The 16,049-nt window shown below is 65.6% G+C and carries 14 protein-coding genes; 5 read left to right on the top strand and 9 right to left on the bottom strand.

Going from position 1 to position 16,049, the window contains the following annotated elements:
• Positions 1-7 precede the first annotated feature (7 nt).
• From JJC00_RS05630 to JJC00_RS05620, 3 genes are all read left to right on the top strand, one after another.
• On the top strand, positions 8-2,701 hold the full coding sequence (locus JJC00_RS05630; protein WP_200471737.1) for a DUF2235 domain-containing protein: 2,694 nt from the start codon (positions 8-10) through the stop codon (positions 2,699-2,701).
• A 78-nt stretch (positions 2,702-2,779) separates the two neighbouring features.
• Complete coding sequence (locus JJC00_RS05625) at positions 2,780-3,451, top strand: response regulator (protein ID WP_200473985.1); 672 nt, start codon at positions 2,780-2,782, stop codon at positions 3,449-3,451.
• Complete coding sequence (locus JJC00_RS05620) at positions 3,448-5,352, top strand: sensor histidine kinase (protein ID WP_200471736.1); 1,905 nt, start codon at positions 3,448-3,450, stop codon at positions 5,350-5,352. Before JJC00_RS05625 ends, JJC00_RS05620 begins: the two co-directional genes overlap by 4 nt.
• Positions 5,353-5,496: 144 nt before the next feature.
• On the opposite strand, the gene JJC00_RS05615 is transcribed toward JJC00_RS05620, so the two are convergent.
• Positions 5,497-5,787, bottom strand: a complete 291-nt coding sequence (locus JJC00_RS05615) for a hypothetical protein (RefSeq protein WP_200471735.1) — start codon at positions 5,785-5,787, stop codon at positions 5,497-5,499.
• A gap of 234 nt (positions 5,788-6,021) precedes the next feature.
• Between JJC00_RS05615 and JJC00_RS05610 the strand changes: the two genes are divergently transcribed.
• Positions 6,022-6,246, top strand: a complete 225-nt coding sequence (locus JJC00_RS05610; RefSeq protein ID WP_200471734.1) for a cysteine rich repeat-containing protein — start codon at positions 6,022-6,024, stop codon at positions 6,244-6,246.
• Between the two features lie 2,042 nt (positions 6,247-8,288).
• On the opposite strand, the gene JJC00_RS05600 is transcribed toward JJC00_RS05610, so the two are convergent.
• The 6 genes from JJC00_RS05600 to JJC00_RS05575 form a co-directional block, all read right to left on the bottom strand.
• Positions 8,289-8,756 (bottom strand): hypothetical protein, encoded by a 468-nt coding sequence (locus JJC00_RS05600; protein WP_200471732.1) that lies wholly within the window; start codon positions 8,754-8,756, stop codon positions 8,289-8,291.
• A gap of 10 nt (positions 8,757-8,766) precedes the next feature.
• Complete coding sequence (locus tag JJC00_RS05595) at positions 8,767-9,141, bottom strand: hypothetical protein (protein ID WP_200471731.1); 375 nt, start codon at positions 9,139-9,141, stop codon at positions 8,767-8,769.
• A 102-nt stretch (positions 9,142-9,243) separates the two neighbouring features.
• Complete coding sequence (locus JJC00_RS05590) at positions 9,244-9,930, bottom strand: hypothetical protein (RefSeq protein WP_200471730.1); 687 nt, start codon at positions 9,928-9,930, stop codon at positions 9,244-9,246.
• Positions 9,931-10,017: 87 nt separating this feature from the next.
• Positions 10,018-10,725, bottom strand: a complete 708-nt coding sequence (locus JJC00_RS05585) for a hypothetical protein (protein WP_200471729.1) — start codon at positions 10,723-10,725, stop codon at positions 10,018-10,020.
• Positions 10,726-10,858: 133 nt separating this feature from the next.
• On the bottom strand, positions 10,859-11,107 hold the full coding sequence (locus JJC00_RS05580; RefSeq protein WP_200471728.1) for a hypothetical protein: 249 nt from the start codon (positions 11,105-11,107) through the stop codon (positions 10,859-10,861).
• Positions 11,108-11,230: 123 nt separating this feature from the next.
• The gene (locus tag JJC00_RS05575; RefSeq protein ID WP_200471727.1) at positions 11,231-12,196 is read right to left on the bottom strand and encodes an NAD(P)H-dependent flavin oxidoreductase; all 966 of its coding nucleotides are present in this window, start codon (positions 12,194-12,196) and stop codon (positions 11,231-11,233) included.
• A gap of 106 nt (positions 12,197-12,302) precedes the next feature.
• Here JJC00_RS05575 and JJC00_RS05570 point away from each other — a divergent pair, with 106 nt between their 5' ends.
• Positions 12,303-13,865, top strand: coding sequence for an AMP-binding protein (locus JJC00_RS05570; protein WP_200471726.1), 1,563 nt, complete (start codon positions 12,303-12,305; stop codon positions 13,863-13,865).
• Between the two features lie 343 nt (positions 13,866-14,208).
• Here the strand turns inward: JJC00_RS05570 and JJC00_RS05565 are convergent, their stop codons facing one another.
• Both JJC00_RS05565 and JJC00_RS05560 read right to left on the bottom strand, forming a co-directional pair.
• Positions 14,209-14,982, bottom strand: a complete 774-nt coding sequence (locus JJC00_RS05565; protein WP_200471725.1) for a thioesterase family protein — start codon at positions 14,980-14,982, stop codon at positions 14,209-14,211.
• A gap of 11 nt (positions 14,983-14,993) precedes the next feature.
• On the bottom strand, positions 14,994-15,962 hold the full coding sequence (locus JJC00_RS05560) for an NAD(P)H-dependent flavin oxidoreductase (RefSeq protein WP_200471724.1): 969 nt from the start codon (positions 15,960-15,962) through the stop codon (positions 14,994-14,996).
• Positions 15,963-16,049: the final 87 nt, after the last annotated feature.

The following is a 16,049-nucleotide window of genomic DNA, read 5'->3' as shown; positions in this document are numbered from 1 at the left end:
GGAGTCCATGACGCACCAGGACGGGGCGCTCCATGGCGGTCCTGCAAGACCTGACCATACGCACGATGATTCAAATGCCGCGGCAAAGGCACCCGATGCACGGTCGCCGCGCAAGCTGGTGCTGTTCGCCGACGGCACCGGCAACGCCTTCACCACCCAGGAATCCAGCGTCTGGCGTCTCTACGAAGCGCTCGACCATACCAAGCCCGATCAGATCGCCTATTACATCAAGGGCGTCGGCACCGCCGGCTGGGCGCCGCTCGCCGCCCTCGACGGCGCCACCGGCATCGGCGTGCCCGCCAACGTTCGCAAGCTCTATCGCTTCCTGTGCTGGAACTGGCGCGAAGGCGACGAGATCTACATCTTCGGCTTCAGCCGCGGCGCCTTCACCGCGCGCACGCTGGCAGCCCTGATCGCGAGCCAGGGCCTCGTGCCCGCGGTGATCGACAAGGTCGCCGTGTCGCATGCGGAGATGCAGCGCAACACGATGGCCGCGTGGCGGGAGTATCGCAAGCAATCGGTCGGCTATCGCAGCCTGCCGACGATCTGGGTGGTGCGCTGGATCCGCGACGTGCTGATCTATCTCTATGATCTCGTTTTCCGGCATCGCTCTTATGCCGGCGTCCGCGACGCCATGGACGGCCGCAAGGAGGTCAAGATCGAATTCCTCGGACTGTTCGACACGGTCGAGGCGTTCGGCGTACCGATCGAGGAGCTCCGTGTCGCGATCGACTGGGCGATCTGGCCGATCTCATTCCGAAATTACCGGCTCTCCGGCAAGGTGAAGCACGCCTGTCATGCACTCGCGCTTGACGACGAACGCACGACCTTCCATCCGCTGCGCATCGATCAGGCCGGGCTTGCCGGGGGGCAGACCGTCAAGGAGGTGTGGTTCGCGGGCTCCCATTCCGACATCGGCGGCGGCTATCCGGAATCCACGCTGTCCTTCGTGCCGCTGGTCTGGATGGCCGAGCAGCTCGGCAACCAGCTCCGCTTCCAGGCCGGCACGATCGCGCATTTCCGCGAGTACCAGTCGGCGATCGGGCCGATGCACGATTCGCGCAGCGGCGCCGGCGTGCTGTACCGCTACGGTCCGCGGCCGATCCACGACCGCATGGAAGATGGCGGACCGCCGGTGGTGCACTTCGGCGTGGTCGAGCGCATGCTGCACGGATGCGACAATTACGCGCCGCTGATGCTTCCGGCAAATGCCAGAGTACTGCTGCCGAACGGGGACGTACTGCCGTTGACGCGGGACGAAACCCGCAAGGCCATGAGGTCTGCCTACGCGAAGCGAGAAGGCAACGGCCACAAGGCGGCGGAAGCCGACGCCTTCATGGCGATGAGCCCGCCGAATCCCGAGATGGCGCGGCAGGTTCTCGACACCGTGTGGTGGCGCCGCTTCGCCTATTTCTCGCTGCTGATCGCGCTCGGCATTCTGGCCGCATGGCCCTGGATCGCGCGCTCCGTCGTGGCCTCGTCCAAGGAGCACGGCCTGGAAGATACCACCCTGCTCAAATGGATCACGGCGCTCGACAACGGCACGGGCACGGTGGTCAAGCCGTTCGCCGATCTGCTCGCGAGCGTGCTGCCGTCCTACGCCGCACCATGGCTTGCGATCGCGCTCTATTATCCCTTCGTCACCACGGTCCTCGTCATCATCGTTCTGATCGCGTGGAACAGGAATGCGGCGCTGCGCGACAGCATTCAGGAACGCGCCCGGCTGGCCTGGTACCGGCCCGACCGGATGGCCTCGCGACGCCGGGTCAGCAAGTCAGGCTGGTTGCTGGCGATCGGCCGCTGGATGAGGCTGCACGCCTGGCCGGTGCGCATGGCCTTCACCAATGTCCTGATGCCTGCCGTTTTCCTCGCTGCCATTTTCGGCTCCGCTCTGCTGTTGCTGTCGCGCGGCTATCTCGACTGGCGCGCGGGCGTCGGCGACTTCTGCAAGAGCAGCGCATCGACGCAAGCCATCGGCGACACGCCGGTGACGGCGCGCGACGGCGAATTGTTCGACGTCAGCCATTTCTGCTGGCCAAGCCGCCTCGCGGTCGAGAAGGGCCGCAAATACCGGGTCTGGATCCAGATGGCCGATCCGTGGTTCGACCGCACCATCATGACCGGCCTGAACGGCTTCAAGACCCCGCCGGATCCGACCCACCGCCTCGCCGTCCCGATCCTGCGGCTGCAGGGCGCCGACTGGTTCCAGCCTGTTGTGCGGGTGGGCGCGCGCGGATCGTACGATCTGCCGCTGCAGGCCATCAACGGACTGCCGGCAAACGAACTGCCGCGGCGGGTCAACGCGACGGTGCCGGCCTATGAGGACGGCAGCAAGGACAACTACCCGATCCATGTCGAGGACTCCGCAGAGTTCAAGACACAAGGCAGCGAATTGAATCGTGTCTGGAAGCCGTTCGGAGACTTCGAGCCGATCCCGGCAGCGGCGCTGCCGGCGGCGCGCGCGCTCTGGCGCAAACAGGGATTATCCGAGCTGTTGGTCGCGGAATTCGAGGCGCCCGAGGCCGGCGAGCTGTTCTTCTACGTCAACGACGCCGTCCAGCTCTTCCCGCGCCTCATGTCCACGCGGCTGGCACCGCGCTGGCTCGTTCCGGTCCAGGGCCGGCGCGTCCAGTTCTACAAAAACAACAGCGGAACGGCGGCGATCCGCCTCCAGCGGTTGCCAGTGCCCCCGCCCCCATGATTATGGGTGTCGCGCCCGCAGCGCTGCGGCTAAGCTTGCCGCGCGCGCCGCGGGGGACACGTGGCCGGGACCATGATCATGACGGACCAGGGCGAGACCGGTGAAACCGTCACCATCCTCCTCGTCGAAGACGACGCACCGACCTGCTGGCGTCTTCAGGACGCGCTGGTGAAGGCTGCTTACGAGGTGCGCACCGCCGGCTCGCTCGGTGAGGCCCGCAGCGCGCTTGCCGCCGGCGCGCCGCGCGTGCTCCTGACCGATTTGCGGCTGCCCGACGGCCACGGCGTCGAGCTGATCCGCGAGACCAGACGGCGCTTTCCCGACACCGAAATCATGGTGATCTCGGCGCTGGGCGACGAGGAAAGCGTGATCTCTGCGATCACCGTCGGCGCCACCGGCTATCTGCTGAAGGACGCCTTCCCAACCGACATCGCCACGACTGTGCGCGATCTCGTCGCCGGGCATTCGCCGATCTCGGCCTCGATCGCTCGCTTCATCGTACGGCGGACACAGAACTCAGCCGAGCCGCCGCCAGGGCCGGTGCTCAACACCGCAAAGCTCACGCCGCGCGAGATCGACATTCTCTGGGGCATCGCCAAGGGGTTCAGCTACGCCGAGATCGCGAGCCATCTCGGCCTGTCCAGGCAGACCGTGCCCGGCCACATCAAGAACATCTATCGCAAGCTCGAGGTGCACACGCGCAGCGAAGCCGTGTTCGAAGCGGTGCAGCAGGGCCTGATCAAGCTGTGAGCGAGATTGCGGCGAAGGCACCCACGCGGACCAGGCGCCGGCCGTTTGTGTCGCGTCTCGTGCCTTATCTGCTGCTTCAAGCGCTGATCGTGATCGCGACCATCCTCGGGCTACGGTTGCTCCAGCCCAGCGACCCCGAAGATTTCGCGCTGAGCGGATTTTCGCTGCGGGAGGACGGCACAACACGCGCGGTCACACTGCCGCATTTCACGTCGTCGCGTTATTCGCTCGCAGATCCTCCGCTCTACGCCGGTACATTCACCTTCAGAAGCGGCGATGCCGGATGGTCCGTGTTCCTGCCGCGCTTCAGCAACGCCGTCGAGGTCGCCGTCAACGGCGTTGTCGTGCTCGACTCCCGCCGCGATGCCAACGCCAACCGGCAGGACCGCAACACGCCGCAAATCGCTGCAATCCCCTCGTCACTGCTGCATGACGGCAGCAACGCGATCACGGTGCGGTTGTTCGTGTGGGGGCCCCTGAAAGGCTTTCTCGACACCGTCTATGTCGGGCCGGACGCCGCCCTGCGTCCAGCCTTCGAGACGCGCACGCTGCTGTTCGTCACATTGCCGGTGGTGTTCTCGGCCTGGCAATCGATCCTCGCCGTCATCCTTGCGATCATGTGGCTGATGCGACGCCACGAACCGGTCTATGCCGTGCTGGCGGTGGCTATGGTGCTCGGGGTGGTGCAGGCATTCGTATCGCCGCCGGTGCCGCCGGCCACCCCGTCGCGGCTTGCCGCAGTGTTGCTGGCATCGGCGCCGACAGAGAGCGCGTTGATCGTCGTGTTCAGCGTGCTGTTCTTCGGCTGGCGCTGGCCGCGTTACGGCGCGCTGCTGTTTGCGCCGGGACTGATCGTGTTCGTGGTCGGATTGATCGCCGGGCCTCCGCTGCCGCGCATTCTCTTTCTGGTGCTCGGCATCCCCACGGTCGGGGTCTGCCTGCTTTTGATGGCGTGCGTCACCGCGGCCGCGGTGGTGCGGCGGCAGGATGCTGCGAGCTTCACGATCGGCTGCGCCGTGACGATCGTGCTGACCTGCTGGGTCCATGACATGCTGTCGGTGTTCGAGATCATGCCCAACGAGCGCACTTTCCTCTCGCGGCTGTCCTATTCGGCGATGCTGGTCGCGATTGGCGCCGGGCTGACATGGCGCTTCGCCCGCGCTCTGAACCAGGTCGACAGCTTCGCGGGCCAGCTCGTCGCCCGCGTGCGCGAGGCCGAGGAACGGCTGAAGGCGAGCTTCGCCCGCGAGGAGGCACGCGCGCGGGCCGCAGCGCTCGCCAACGAACGCACGCGACTGATGCGCGACTTGCATGACGGCCTCGGCGGCCAGCTGATCAGCATCGTCGCGCTCTCCGAGCGCGGGCAGGAGGGCGCGACCATCACCGATGCAGCGCGCGCGGCGCTGAAGGATCTGCGCCTGGTCATCGATTCCATGGACGACATCGGCGGCGATCTCATGCTCGCGCTCGGCTCCTGGCGCGAGCGCGCGGCGATGCAATTGCGGCCGCATGACATCGCGCTCGACTGGCGCGTGGCGACGCCGCAGGGCCTGCCGCTGCACCCCGAACTCAGGCCATGGCACGTCATCCAGATCGTACGCATCCTGGACGAGGCCGTGACCAATGCGGTCAAGCACGCGGCCGCGCGCCACATCGCTGTGACCATCGAGACACATGATGACGGCCAGGGACCGTACGGCGTGATCAGCATCGCCGACGATGGCAAGGGATTTGCCCTCGCCGACGAGGGGATGAGCCAGACCGCGCGCGGCCTGCGCAACATGAGAAGCCGCGCGGCGCGCTGCGGCGCGTTGCTCGATCTCACCTCGGATGCTTCGGGCGTGCGGGTGCGGCTGCAGTTGCCGCAAGTTTTTCCCGACAGCGACGCCGCCGCGGGCTGAAAAGCCCCCTCCCCGGGCGCATGGGACGTGCGGGGAGAGGGATCGGGCCGGGATGTTGGCTTTGCGAAGGACGGGGGGTTCGTTCGCAGGCTCGCTTGCATAGCTCCCTTGGCCCGAAAGCAATCAACTCAATCCAAAGGCATTTCAGCGCACGCCGACGCGATTGACCGGGCCACCGCGATTCATCGGCGTGCCGGCGCGGACGCCGACACCGGGCGCGCCCACGCCAGGCGTTGCCACGGCCGCTGCCGCAACCGGCGCGCCTGGCGCAACCACCACCGCGCCGACCGGCCGCACCACGCAGCCCTTGGGCACGCCGACCGTCTTGCAGTAGACCACCGCCTGCGCCGGGCTCGTGCCCAGCGACACCATCGCCGCACCCGCCAGCATCATCACCGTCAGCCCGGCGCTCAGCGCTCCCACTTTTTTCGACATCTTGCTCTCCTGCTTCCCGTTCGGCGCCCGATGCAATCACCGGGTCTCGCAGCCGACGTGCAACCTCAATGGCAAAAGACGATGCGCCACGACATGCCATGAAGATGGGGGTGCGGCAGGCAAGCCTCCGAACCGATGCCATGAACATGGCATGGACCGGCCATGGATCTCCGCGAGATGGTCCCGCGCCCCCGATCCGAGCGGGGCTAAATCACAATTCCAACGAGGTGCTTTATGAAGATTTCAGTTCTTGCCGCACTGCTGCTGACCGCCGCTGCTCTGCCCGCCACGGCGCAATCCGGCCCCACGCCGCAGGAGCAGATGGCCTGCCGCGGCGACGCCAGCAAATTCTGCGCCGAGCACATCGGAAAGCCGCCGCAGATGAATGCCTGCCTACGCGAGAACAAGCCCAAGCTTTCGGACAGCTGCCGCAAGGTGGTGGAGTCGCACGGCGGATAATTTTCTTCCTTCTCCCCTTGTGGGAGTATCGTAGGGTGGGCAAAGCGAAGCGTGCCCACCACTTCTGTTGGTGGGCACGGCGCTTTGCGCCTTTGCCCACCCTACGATTTCGGACTCGCGGACAGAGCCACGCGCTCCCAGAGGACGCTAGTTCGTCAGCCCATAAACATCCAGCTGTCCGTTATAGGTCGGGCGATAGATGCGGCCCTTCCAGACGATCGGACGGTTGAACTTGGGATGCATGAAGGCGTGCTCCGGGCCCCAGTTCTCGCTGTCCCAGATCACCTGAAGCCGCTTCGAGCCGTCGGGATTGGTCGCGAAATTCTGGGCGTCATAGACCAGGAAGCGGCCCGGGCTGATCAGCATGTTGCTATCCTTGTACGGGACCATCGCGACGATGATGGCATCAGTGCCGTTGTTGGCGGCGAGCGTAATGCTCCAGCCCGGCATGCCGCCCGATGGACGCGGCGATTGCGGCGAGGCAATCTCGTTGGACCCGGCGAGATAGGTCGAGGTCCCATCGGCGGCGATCGACCAGGCCCGTAGCGCGCTGTTCTCGCCACCGATGATATGCATCACGCCATGCGCAGCCGACGAAAACAGCAACGGCGTGCCGTGCAGATGCCGCGTCGCGCCGCCTGGATACAGATTCAATTGGGTTGGCGAGTCCGGTGCCGGCGGCACGGTAGGATCGAAGAACGTGTAGAGGATCGGCGGCATCTTGAGCTTGCCATAGTTGGCGGCGAAGTGACCGGCCTGAAGATCACCAGGTTGCGTGTCGCCCAGCGCCGCGGCATTTCCGGTGTAGAGAATGCCGTCCTTCCCCGCCGCGAGCACGGCATGGGCCGATGCGACATAGACCGGTCCGCCCGATCCAAAGTCCTGATCACTCCACGCCGATTCCTTTATTGCCGCCAAATGATGCGCCACGACCGGCGCGATCTGCGCATCCATTGCGTCGGGCCCGGACGTCCCCGCGACATGCGCCGTCTCGCGCGCATGAAGCGGCGTGAGCGCCATTCCCATCCGCTTGGCATGGCCGATCACCGCGGTCAGCGAGACGTTCGACGGCAGCGTGTGCGCATCGTCATCGTCGTCGTCATCGAGCAGCGCCGCGGCGGCGGCGCCGACACGGTTGGCGTCGGTCCACGGCGTCCACCACGACAACACCTCGAAATGCGCGAGAGGTCCGGTGTGCAGGGTCAGCCGCACCACGCTCTCGCCGAAATCGCCTTGCTGCGGCGAGAACGCGCCGTTGCCGGTGATGACATAGATCGAACCGTCGGGGGCAATGGCCGGGCCGGCCCCGCTCTGCCACAGCCCGCCGCCGGAGCGGGTCACGGTGGAGCACCATGCGGCCGCAATATGCCAGGCATGGACGTCGACGGCGATCAGCCAGCCCCGCGCCGCCGCCGAGGTCTCCCTGACCGTACCGAAGGGAATCAGCACGTGGTTACGCGTCAGCGTCAGCGCGCTGCGTTGCTTGCGCTGGATCGAGACGAATTTCTGCACGGGCAGGCCGCCCGGCGGCGTGTAGACCGCGCCCTCCAGATTGAGCAGGTCGTGCACCTTGGAGCCGTCGCTGATCCGCAAGCCTGCGAGAAAATGCTGGGCCCTGGCGACGCTGCCATCGTCGCTGATCCAGGCGCAGGCGTAGAGAATGCCGGCGGCCTCGTCGATTACGGGCGTCGACAGGATTCCCCAATTGACGTTGGTCATGTGACCGTCGATCGCGGGCGTTCCGACGATGGGACGGCCGAGATTCGTCGCCCACATTTTTTCGCCGGTCAGCGCATCGAACGCGTAGACCCAATTGCCCATGGTGGCCTGGAAGATCAGGTCGCGGGTCTTGCCATCGGCCGTATGCACGCCGCCGACAGCCAACGGCTGCGCCTCGAGCCGGGGATCGTCTGGAATAGGAATGCTGAAGAGCTTGACGATGCCTTTGGTACGGACGGCGGTCGCCGTCAGCACCGTCTCGGCGTTGTTCGCGCCGGTCCTGGCGAGGTCATAGCTGCGGGTGGTGACGGAGCCGGCCATGATCAGACTCCCCAGGCAAGCAGGCTTCCGGACGCGATCAGGCAGACCGCAGCCAGTGGTCGCGCATCGCGCAAGTCTTCGCGCCACCAGCTCAGCACGACGGCTCCGCAGCCAAAACCGGGCCCGGCCATGATCGCGCTCGACAGCGCTGCAAGCGCCGGCGCATCGCTCGTGCGAGACATGACATTGTCGATCGCCAGCAGCGGCGGCAACACGTAGAGCCAGCCCGGTGCCTTCAGCAGACGTTGCGCGATGGGCAGACATACGAGAAGCGCCGCACCGCACGCCATCAGCAGGATCGCGCCGAGCCCACCCGCAAGCGGCAGGCTGAGGCCGAGTGCCGAGCCGAGCCCGTCGCACAGGCCGAACATCAGTGCGAGCGGCAGCGCATGCCAGCGCGGCATGACGAAAGCCAGTGCAAAGGCGGCAATGAGACTGTCGGCGGATGTCCACAATAGATGCGATGACATGGGAATCCTCTCAAACGATCTGTGGGGCAAGGTAGGTGACGTCGATCGAAAATGCCGCGCCGTGCTCCGGCAATTGCCGTCCCGCGACACGAATATGATGTTCGCCGGTCGCAGCGGCCGTTGCTTCCGCAGTGACGTGGTCGCCGCCGCACAATGCCTCGACCACGCTGTGCCCTTGCGCATCGGTGACGGTGACCTTGATCGAGCCATCCGCCGGCACGGCGTGGCGATCGAAGCTGACCCGGAGGGCGATCTTGCTGCCCTGCTCGACCCAGATCCGTGCCGTCTCGGTCTCGGCATTGGTGGCCGGCAGCGTGTCGAGATCGGCGGCGCCGAAGATCGTCTGCGTGGTGTGGCGCGGATGCCGGGATCGACGCGACATCATGCCCTGCGCCGAGATCATCCGGAAGTTGAAAATTGAGGCAAGTGCGGCCACAGAACGAACCGCCGCTCACGTTCGCGTGCGCCGCGGCGCATGCGTGAGCTGTTAGTCGTCGTCATCCAGATCGAACAGCCTGAAGCCGCCGCGCGGACGGCTGACGACAACATCACGGCTATCGGAATCCGCGCGGACGTTGCGCGCGACATCATCCCAGTCGGTCTGATCGCGCCCGCCGCGTGCATCGCGCGGGTCATAGCGACGTCGCTCGGCCCAGCGCTCGTGCCGCTCAGCCCGCCGCCGCTCCGACGCGGCACGCTTCACGTCAGAATTCCTGGCCTTGGCATAGGCATTGTCGGTTGAGGATGCCGGTTCGGTCGAAGTCTGCTGCTCGACAGGTTTTGTCGCTTGCGGAGGCGACGCAGGCACCGGCTTGGGCGGCTCGACCGCGGCATTTGTCTGCGGAGGCGGCGGTGCCGCGCCTTCAGCGCTCGCCCGTGTGGTCTGCACATCAGGCTTTGCTTCAGGCTTGGCTGCGCTCTGCGCCTGTGCGGGCGCCGCGATCATCGCTCCGAAGGATTGCGAGCCGGTGAGATATTGTACGCGCTCCGATGGCGCGTTTGTCATGACCGGCGCGGCGGCTTCCGCGCGTTGCGCCACCTTGCTGGTATCGGGCCCCTGCTTGGGCGCGGTCGGATGCATGATGTTGCCGGCGACGATGCCGCCAACGAGACCAATGGCGATGGCGGCTACGATCGATCCGGCACCGACGAAATAGGCTGTCGAGGCGCGCATTGGTCCATTCCCTGTTTGGGGCGGGCAACGCCTGTCGATTACCGGATGTTCCTGATGAGACTGCGGTTCCCAAAGGGAACCCTAGGCTCAGATCTGCTGCGCGACCTTCTCGAGGCCAATGATGCGGGCGAGCTTGCGCACTTCTTCCTTCTGGTCGTCACGCAGCTGGAACAGCAGAGGCATTGCGGCCGACTTCAACTGCTGAACCTCGTCGCAGTTCGGATCAATCTGCACGTTCGGCCCATTGGGATTGGAGAGCTTGTTTGCCGAGATCTTGCGGGCGACGTTGCGCAGTGCGGACTCGACCGAGGGCCAGTAATATTCCTGCGACGACGACAGCTTCAGGCGATCCCTGATGCCGGCGATCTGCACGTCGGAGAGCAGCGAATAGGTCTTTTGCGGCTGCGGCTTCGCAACCGCCTTCGGCTTCGGCGGGGCCTCGACGGTGGCGGGGGCTTCCGCGGCTGGCGCCTCGTTCACGCTCGCCTTGGGCGCCGGGAAATCGGACGGGGTGGCTGCGGCAAAGGCCTGGCGCAGCGGTTCGGTCAGCACGGGGGCCTGCGACAGTCTGTCGGCCGGAACCTGCACCGGCTCGATCGCGGCCGAGGCGAGCGCCAGCGTCGGAACGAGCCGGTCGGCCTTGGCGGCGCGGTTGGCGGCGAGCGGCTTCGGCGGAACCTGCGAGATCATCTCGGCGCTGACGCTGGGCACGCTGTCGCGGCCGAGAATGGCAGTGGTGGCGGCACCGAGGACGAGGATACAGGTCAGCACGGTGATGGTGATGGCTCTGGACAAACGTCTCTCCGGAAAGGCCGGTTCACGATGTTGTTAGCGATGCCCGGGAAAAGGGCACGAATTAAGGCTTGAGTGTGCCTTTGCGGCGACAATCACCACACTTGCAGCGACAGTCCCCAAAAACTCAATAAAATCAGGCAGCTGCGGCCAGATCGTAGGCATCCTGGATGTCGGCGACGATCTCCGAGGCTTCCCAGACGGCGCGCGGCTCGACTGATTGCAGCGTCACCGTCCAATTGCCGCCCCGGCGGGTGCGGGGGACGCTGACGATGTCGAAGCGAACAGTGCGGCAGAGCGGGTGGCGGGCCAGCGCATGCGCGACGCGGACGCGGATCTCGTCCAGCGTTGCGGCTGTCTTGCTGTTGAGAAAATCGAAATCCATCGCCTGTCCCTCTCGTCCTGATTGGCGGCCGTGAGGGGATTGTTGGCGGGCGATGGTTAATCTGCCGTTAAGTGCGGGCTTCCGGAGCCATGCGGGATTAACCGTGCTGGGCGGCGCGGAACGCTATCGCCCCGCTGCGTCGCGGTACTCGGCGGCCGTCCGGGCCACGAGATCGGCAACCGCCAACACCTCCGTGACGCCCGACGCCGAATGCCCGCCGCTCCAGATGTCGCGCCAGCGTTTGGGACGGTTCTCGCGCGCGGTGACGTCGATGTCCTTGCCGATGTCGATGGCGCCGCGTGCGGGGAGGTCGTCAGGATCAAGCCCGGCAGCGACGATCGACGGCTTCAGCATGCTGGTCTGCAGACCCGTGAAGGCGGTGGTGAGCAAGATGTCGTCGGCGCTGCTCTCGACCAGCATCTGCTTGTGGCGATCATCCGCCATGCTCTCGCGCGTCGCGATGAACTTTGTGCCCATGTAGCCGAGATCGCAGCCGAGCACTTCGGCGGCATGCAGCGCGCGGCCATCGCTGACACCGCCGGCGAGCACGATGATGCCGTCATAGAACGCGCGCACCGCGCGGACGAAGGCGAACGGATTGAGCCAGCCGGTCTGTCCGCCGGCGCCCGCGGTCAACAGCACCAATCCGTCGGCGCCAGCCGCTGCCGCACGCTCGGCGTGGCGAATGGAGGCGACGTCCGCCAGCACCAATGCGCCGGCATCGTGCAGCGGTTTCAGCACGGGCGCAGGCGAGCCGACCGAGGTGATGACGATCTCGGGCTTGTGCTTGAGCAGCACGGCGAGATCCTGCTCCAGCCGTGCGTTGGAGCGATGCACGATCAGGTTCGGACAGAGCGGCGCGGCTTTGCGGCCGGTCTGATCCTCATGCTGCCGCAACCGCGTGGCGATCTCGGCGAGCCATTCATCGAGCTGCTCCGTACTACGGCAATTCACGGTGGGGAAGCTACCGATCACGCCGTTGCGACAGGCCGCGACCATGAGCTCGACGCCCGACACCAAGAACATCGGCGCTGCGATCAGCGGCAGAGCGAGGCGGTCGCTGAAGCGTTGCAGTCGATCGGATGTCACTCTTCCTCCCCGCACGGGCTTTGTCGTTCCATCCCGCATTTCCTGTGCTAGCGTCACCGGCAATATTGGCACGCGAGAAGCTGATGACAAAGCGACGAGGAAACATATGTCCGATCCGCTCCACGCATCGTCCCCGACTTGTGCGCAGACGCTACGGGTGTTGGCGCGCTATCCCGGCCGCACTGCTTTCGCCTGGCCCGGCGGATCGCTGAGTTATCAGGGCACGCTCGATCTGATCGGGCGCATCCAGGGCGTGTTCGTGCGGCTCGGTCTGCAGCCCGGCGCGCGCGTCGCCTTCCTCACCGCGAACCGCGCCGACACCTGGTGCGCCGGCGTCGCCGCGCAATTGTCGCGATGCTGCATCACCTGGCTGCATCCGCTGGGATCGGAGACGGACCAGCTCTTCCAGCTTGAGGATTCCGAGGCGGAAGTGCTGGTGGTCGATGTAGCCGCCTTCCGCGATCGCGGTGGCGAGCTCGCTGCAAAGGCAACGCGGCTCAAGGCGGTCTTCACCATGGGGCCGGCCGACTACGGTGTTGACCTCTTGCAGGCGATCGAGGATGCGGGACATGCCGGCGCGCGGTGCCTCGCAAGTCTCGACGATCTCTCCACGCTGAACTACACCGGCGGAACGACAGGAAAGTCCAAGGGTGCGCTGCGCTATCATCGCGAAAACGCCGGAGCGGCCGGCGCGATCCTCGCAGATTTCGAGATTCCGGATGCCGCGCGCTATCTCGCTGTCGCCCCGATCAGCCATGTCGCGGGCACAAAGGTGCTGCCGACACTGATGCGCGGCGGCACCGTGCACATGCTGAAAGGTTTCGATCCCGAGGCTGTGCTCGCGACGATCGCGCGCGAGCGCATCAACTTCACGCTGTTCGTGCCGACCATGATCTATGTGCTGCTCGATCATCCCGCACTGAGCAAGACCGATCTCTCCTCGCTCGAGCTTGTGCTCTACGGGGCGTCCGCGATGTCGCCGAGCCGGCTGATCGAAGGCATCGATCGCATCGGCCCGGTGTTCTCGCAGCTCTATGGCCAGACCGAATGCTATCCGGTTTCAGTACTGCGCAAGAGGGATCACGATCCCAAGACGCCCGAGCTGTTTCTGTCGTGCGGTTTCCCGATTGCGGCCTGCGAGGTCAAAATTCTCGACGACAATGACCAGGAAGTGAAGACCGGTGACGTCGGCGAGATCTGCGTGCGCGCGCCGCATGTCATGGCGGAATACTGGAAGCGGCCTGACGTCACCGCCGAGACGTTGAAGAACGGCTGGGTCCACACCGGCGACATCGCGCGCCAGGACGAGCGCGGCTACATGTTCATCCTCGATCGCAAGAAGGACATGATCGTCACCGGCGGCTTCAACATTTTTCCGCGCGAGGTCGAGGACGTGCTGTCGCAGCACGCCGACGTCGCGATGGTCGCGGTCGTCGGCGTCCCCGACGAGAAATGGGGCGAGGCCGTCACTGCCATCGTCGTGCCGCGCGAGGGCGCAAAGCCCGATCCGGACGAGCTGATCAATATGGTGCGGACGCGTAAGGGTTCCGCGCATGCGCCGAAACAGATCCAGTTCGTCAAGCAGCTCCCGATGACCGGCGTCGGCAAGGTCGACAAGAAGGTACTGCGGGCGGGCTTCTGGAGCGGGCGGGACCGGATGGTGGGGTAAAACCCCGGGATTTTACGGAGTCGTTGTGGCTCCGACACCACAATGCGCGACGGAGTGCGCGTCCACGACGGCCTCGCGATTGCCGGCGAATCAGAGAATCAACTAGACCGCTGGACGGGGCTGGGAAGCGGAGTAAGCAATGAGAGTCGCTTCCCTGGAAAGTGCAGTCGCCGCGGTCACGTTGATCACGGCTATCATCGTGGTGCTGTGGGAGATCAAGATCTTCTACGGGGTATGAACAGGCAGGATGCCCTGGTCGAACACGACCAAGCATCCCTTCCGCGGCGGCGGAAGCCTGCCGTTCCATCGGCTCACGCCGCAACAGCAACGATTGCGGTGAGGCTTACCGCTTCTCGATCACCAGGCTCTGCACCGCACGGCCAAAGTATCCTTGGCGGTCGGCGAGCCGCGACATCGCAAGGCCGGTGCCATCGGGGCCGATCCAGGATTCGCCGTCGAGCAAGATCCAGTCGCCGACCGGCTGGCGCGCCAGGCTCACCGAGAGGTCGGCGTTGATGTAGGTCCAGGTGCGGAAGTCGAGGGTCGAGGCGGTGCCGTTGGAGAAATCGGCGGCGACCACGGCGCGCATCGTCTGCGAGACCGCCTCGCCCTCGACCAGCGGATGGTCGAGGCGAAACCAGATCGCGCCGGCACCGGCCTGGCCGAAGCGGCCGCGCGCGGCGCGCATCGAGACCATGCCCGCGAACGGACTGGTCGCGCCATGGCCGTCCTCGACCAGCGAGTCCTCGGGCGATGGCAGCGTGACCGGCAAATCCTTGACGTCATCGGGCAGCCGCTGCGACTGCCGCTTGATCTTGAGCACGGTGGCGCCGACGACCTGCACGCCGTCGGCAAGCAGCCTGACCTCACAGAGCTGTATCTTGCGGCCTTCGCGCAAAACCTCGGTCTCGATGGTGAGTGGCGCCACCGGCACCGGGCGCATCAGATCGATGGTGACGCGCGCGATGTTCATCGGCACGGGCGTCGGAATCCGCTCCGCCGCCCACGTCACCAGCGCTGATGGTGCCGATCCGTGCTGCATGCGCCGGTCCCACGGACCGGCGGCATCGGGGCTGGTGACGACGCTGTTGCCGTCGACGCGATAGATGGCGCTCATTGCCAACGCCATCACAACGGCGGATCGATCGCCTCGTCGTATTCCTTCTTGAAGCGCGCGATCATCTCGGCGGCGGGCACGATGCCCTCGACGCTGCCGATGCCCTGGCCGGAGCCCCAGATCTCCTTCCAGGCCTTCGGCTTGGCGCGTTCGCCGGAGGCATCGGTGCCGAAGTTCATCTTGGAGGGATCTGAGGTCGGCAGGTTTTCCGGATCCATGCCGGCGGCGAGGATCGAGGGCTTCAGATAATTGCCGTGCACGCCGGTGAATAGATTGGAGTAGACGATGTCGTCGGCCGTCGAGCCCGCGATCATCTCCTTGTACTTCTCGACTGCGTTGGCTTCCTTGGTCGCGATGAAGGCCGAGCCGATATAGGCGAAATCGGCACCGAGGATGCGCGCGGCACGGATCGCCTTGCCGTTACCGATGGCGCCCGACAGCGCGATCGGACCGTCAAACCACTTGCGGGTCTCAGCAACGAAAGCCAGCGGCGAGATGGTGCCGGCATGGCCGCCGGCGCCGGCCGAAACCAGGATCAGGCCGTCGGCGCCCTTCTCGATCGCCTTGTGGGCGAATTTCTGGTTGATCACGTCGTGGAAGACGATGCCGCCCCAGCGGTGAACGGCCTGATTGAGCTCCTCGCGCGCGCCGAGCGAGGAGATGATCATCGGCACCTTGTACTTGGCGCAGAGCTGCATGTCGTGGTCGAGCCGGTTGTTCGACTTGTGCACGATCTGGTTGACCGCAAACGGCGCCGACGGCTTGTCGGGATGGGCGCGGTCATAGGCCGCGAGCTCCTCGGTGATCCGCGCCAGCCACTCGTCGAGCAATTCCGGCGGCCGCGCGTTCAGCGACGGGAACGAGCCGACCACGCCGGCCTTGCACTGCGCGATCACGAGGTCGGGCACCGAGATGATGAAGAGCGGCGAACCGATCACGGGGATCGACAGGCGTCCCTTGAACAGAGCAGGCATGGACATTGCGGAACGATCCTTGGTTGGCAGACGCATTGAAGGTTGGGAGCCATACCAACAAGGCAATCTTTCCACTGTCAAGTATTGCGTTGT

Source organism: Bradyrhizobium diazoefficiens, from assembly GCF_016616885.1.
In the GTDB taxonomy this organism is placed as follows: Bacteria; Pseudomonadota; Alphaproteobacteria; order Rhizobiales; family Xanthobacteraceae; genus Bradyrhizobium; species Bradyrhizobium diazoefficiens_F.
This window is presented reverse-complemented; position numbering and strand designations above follow the sequence as displayed.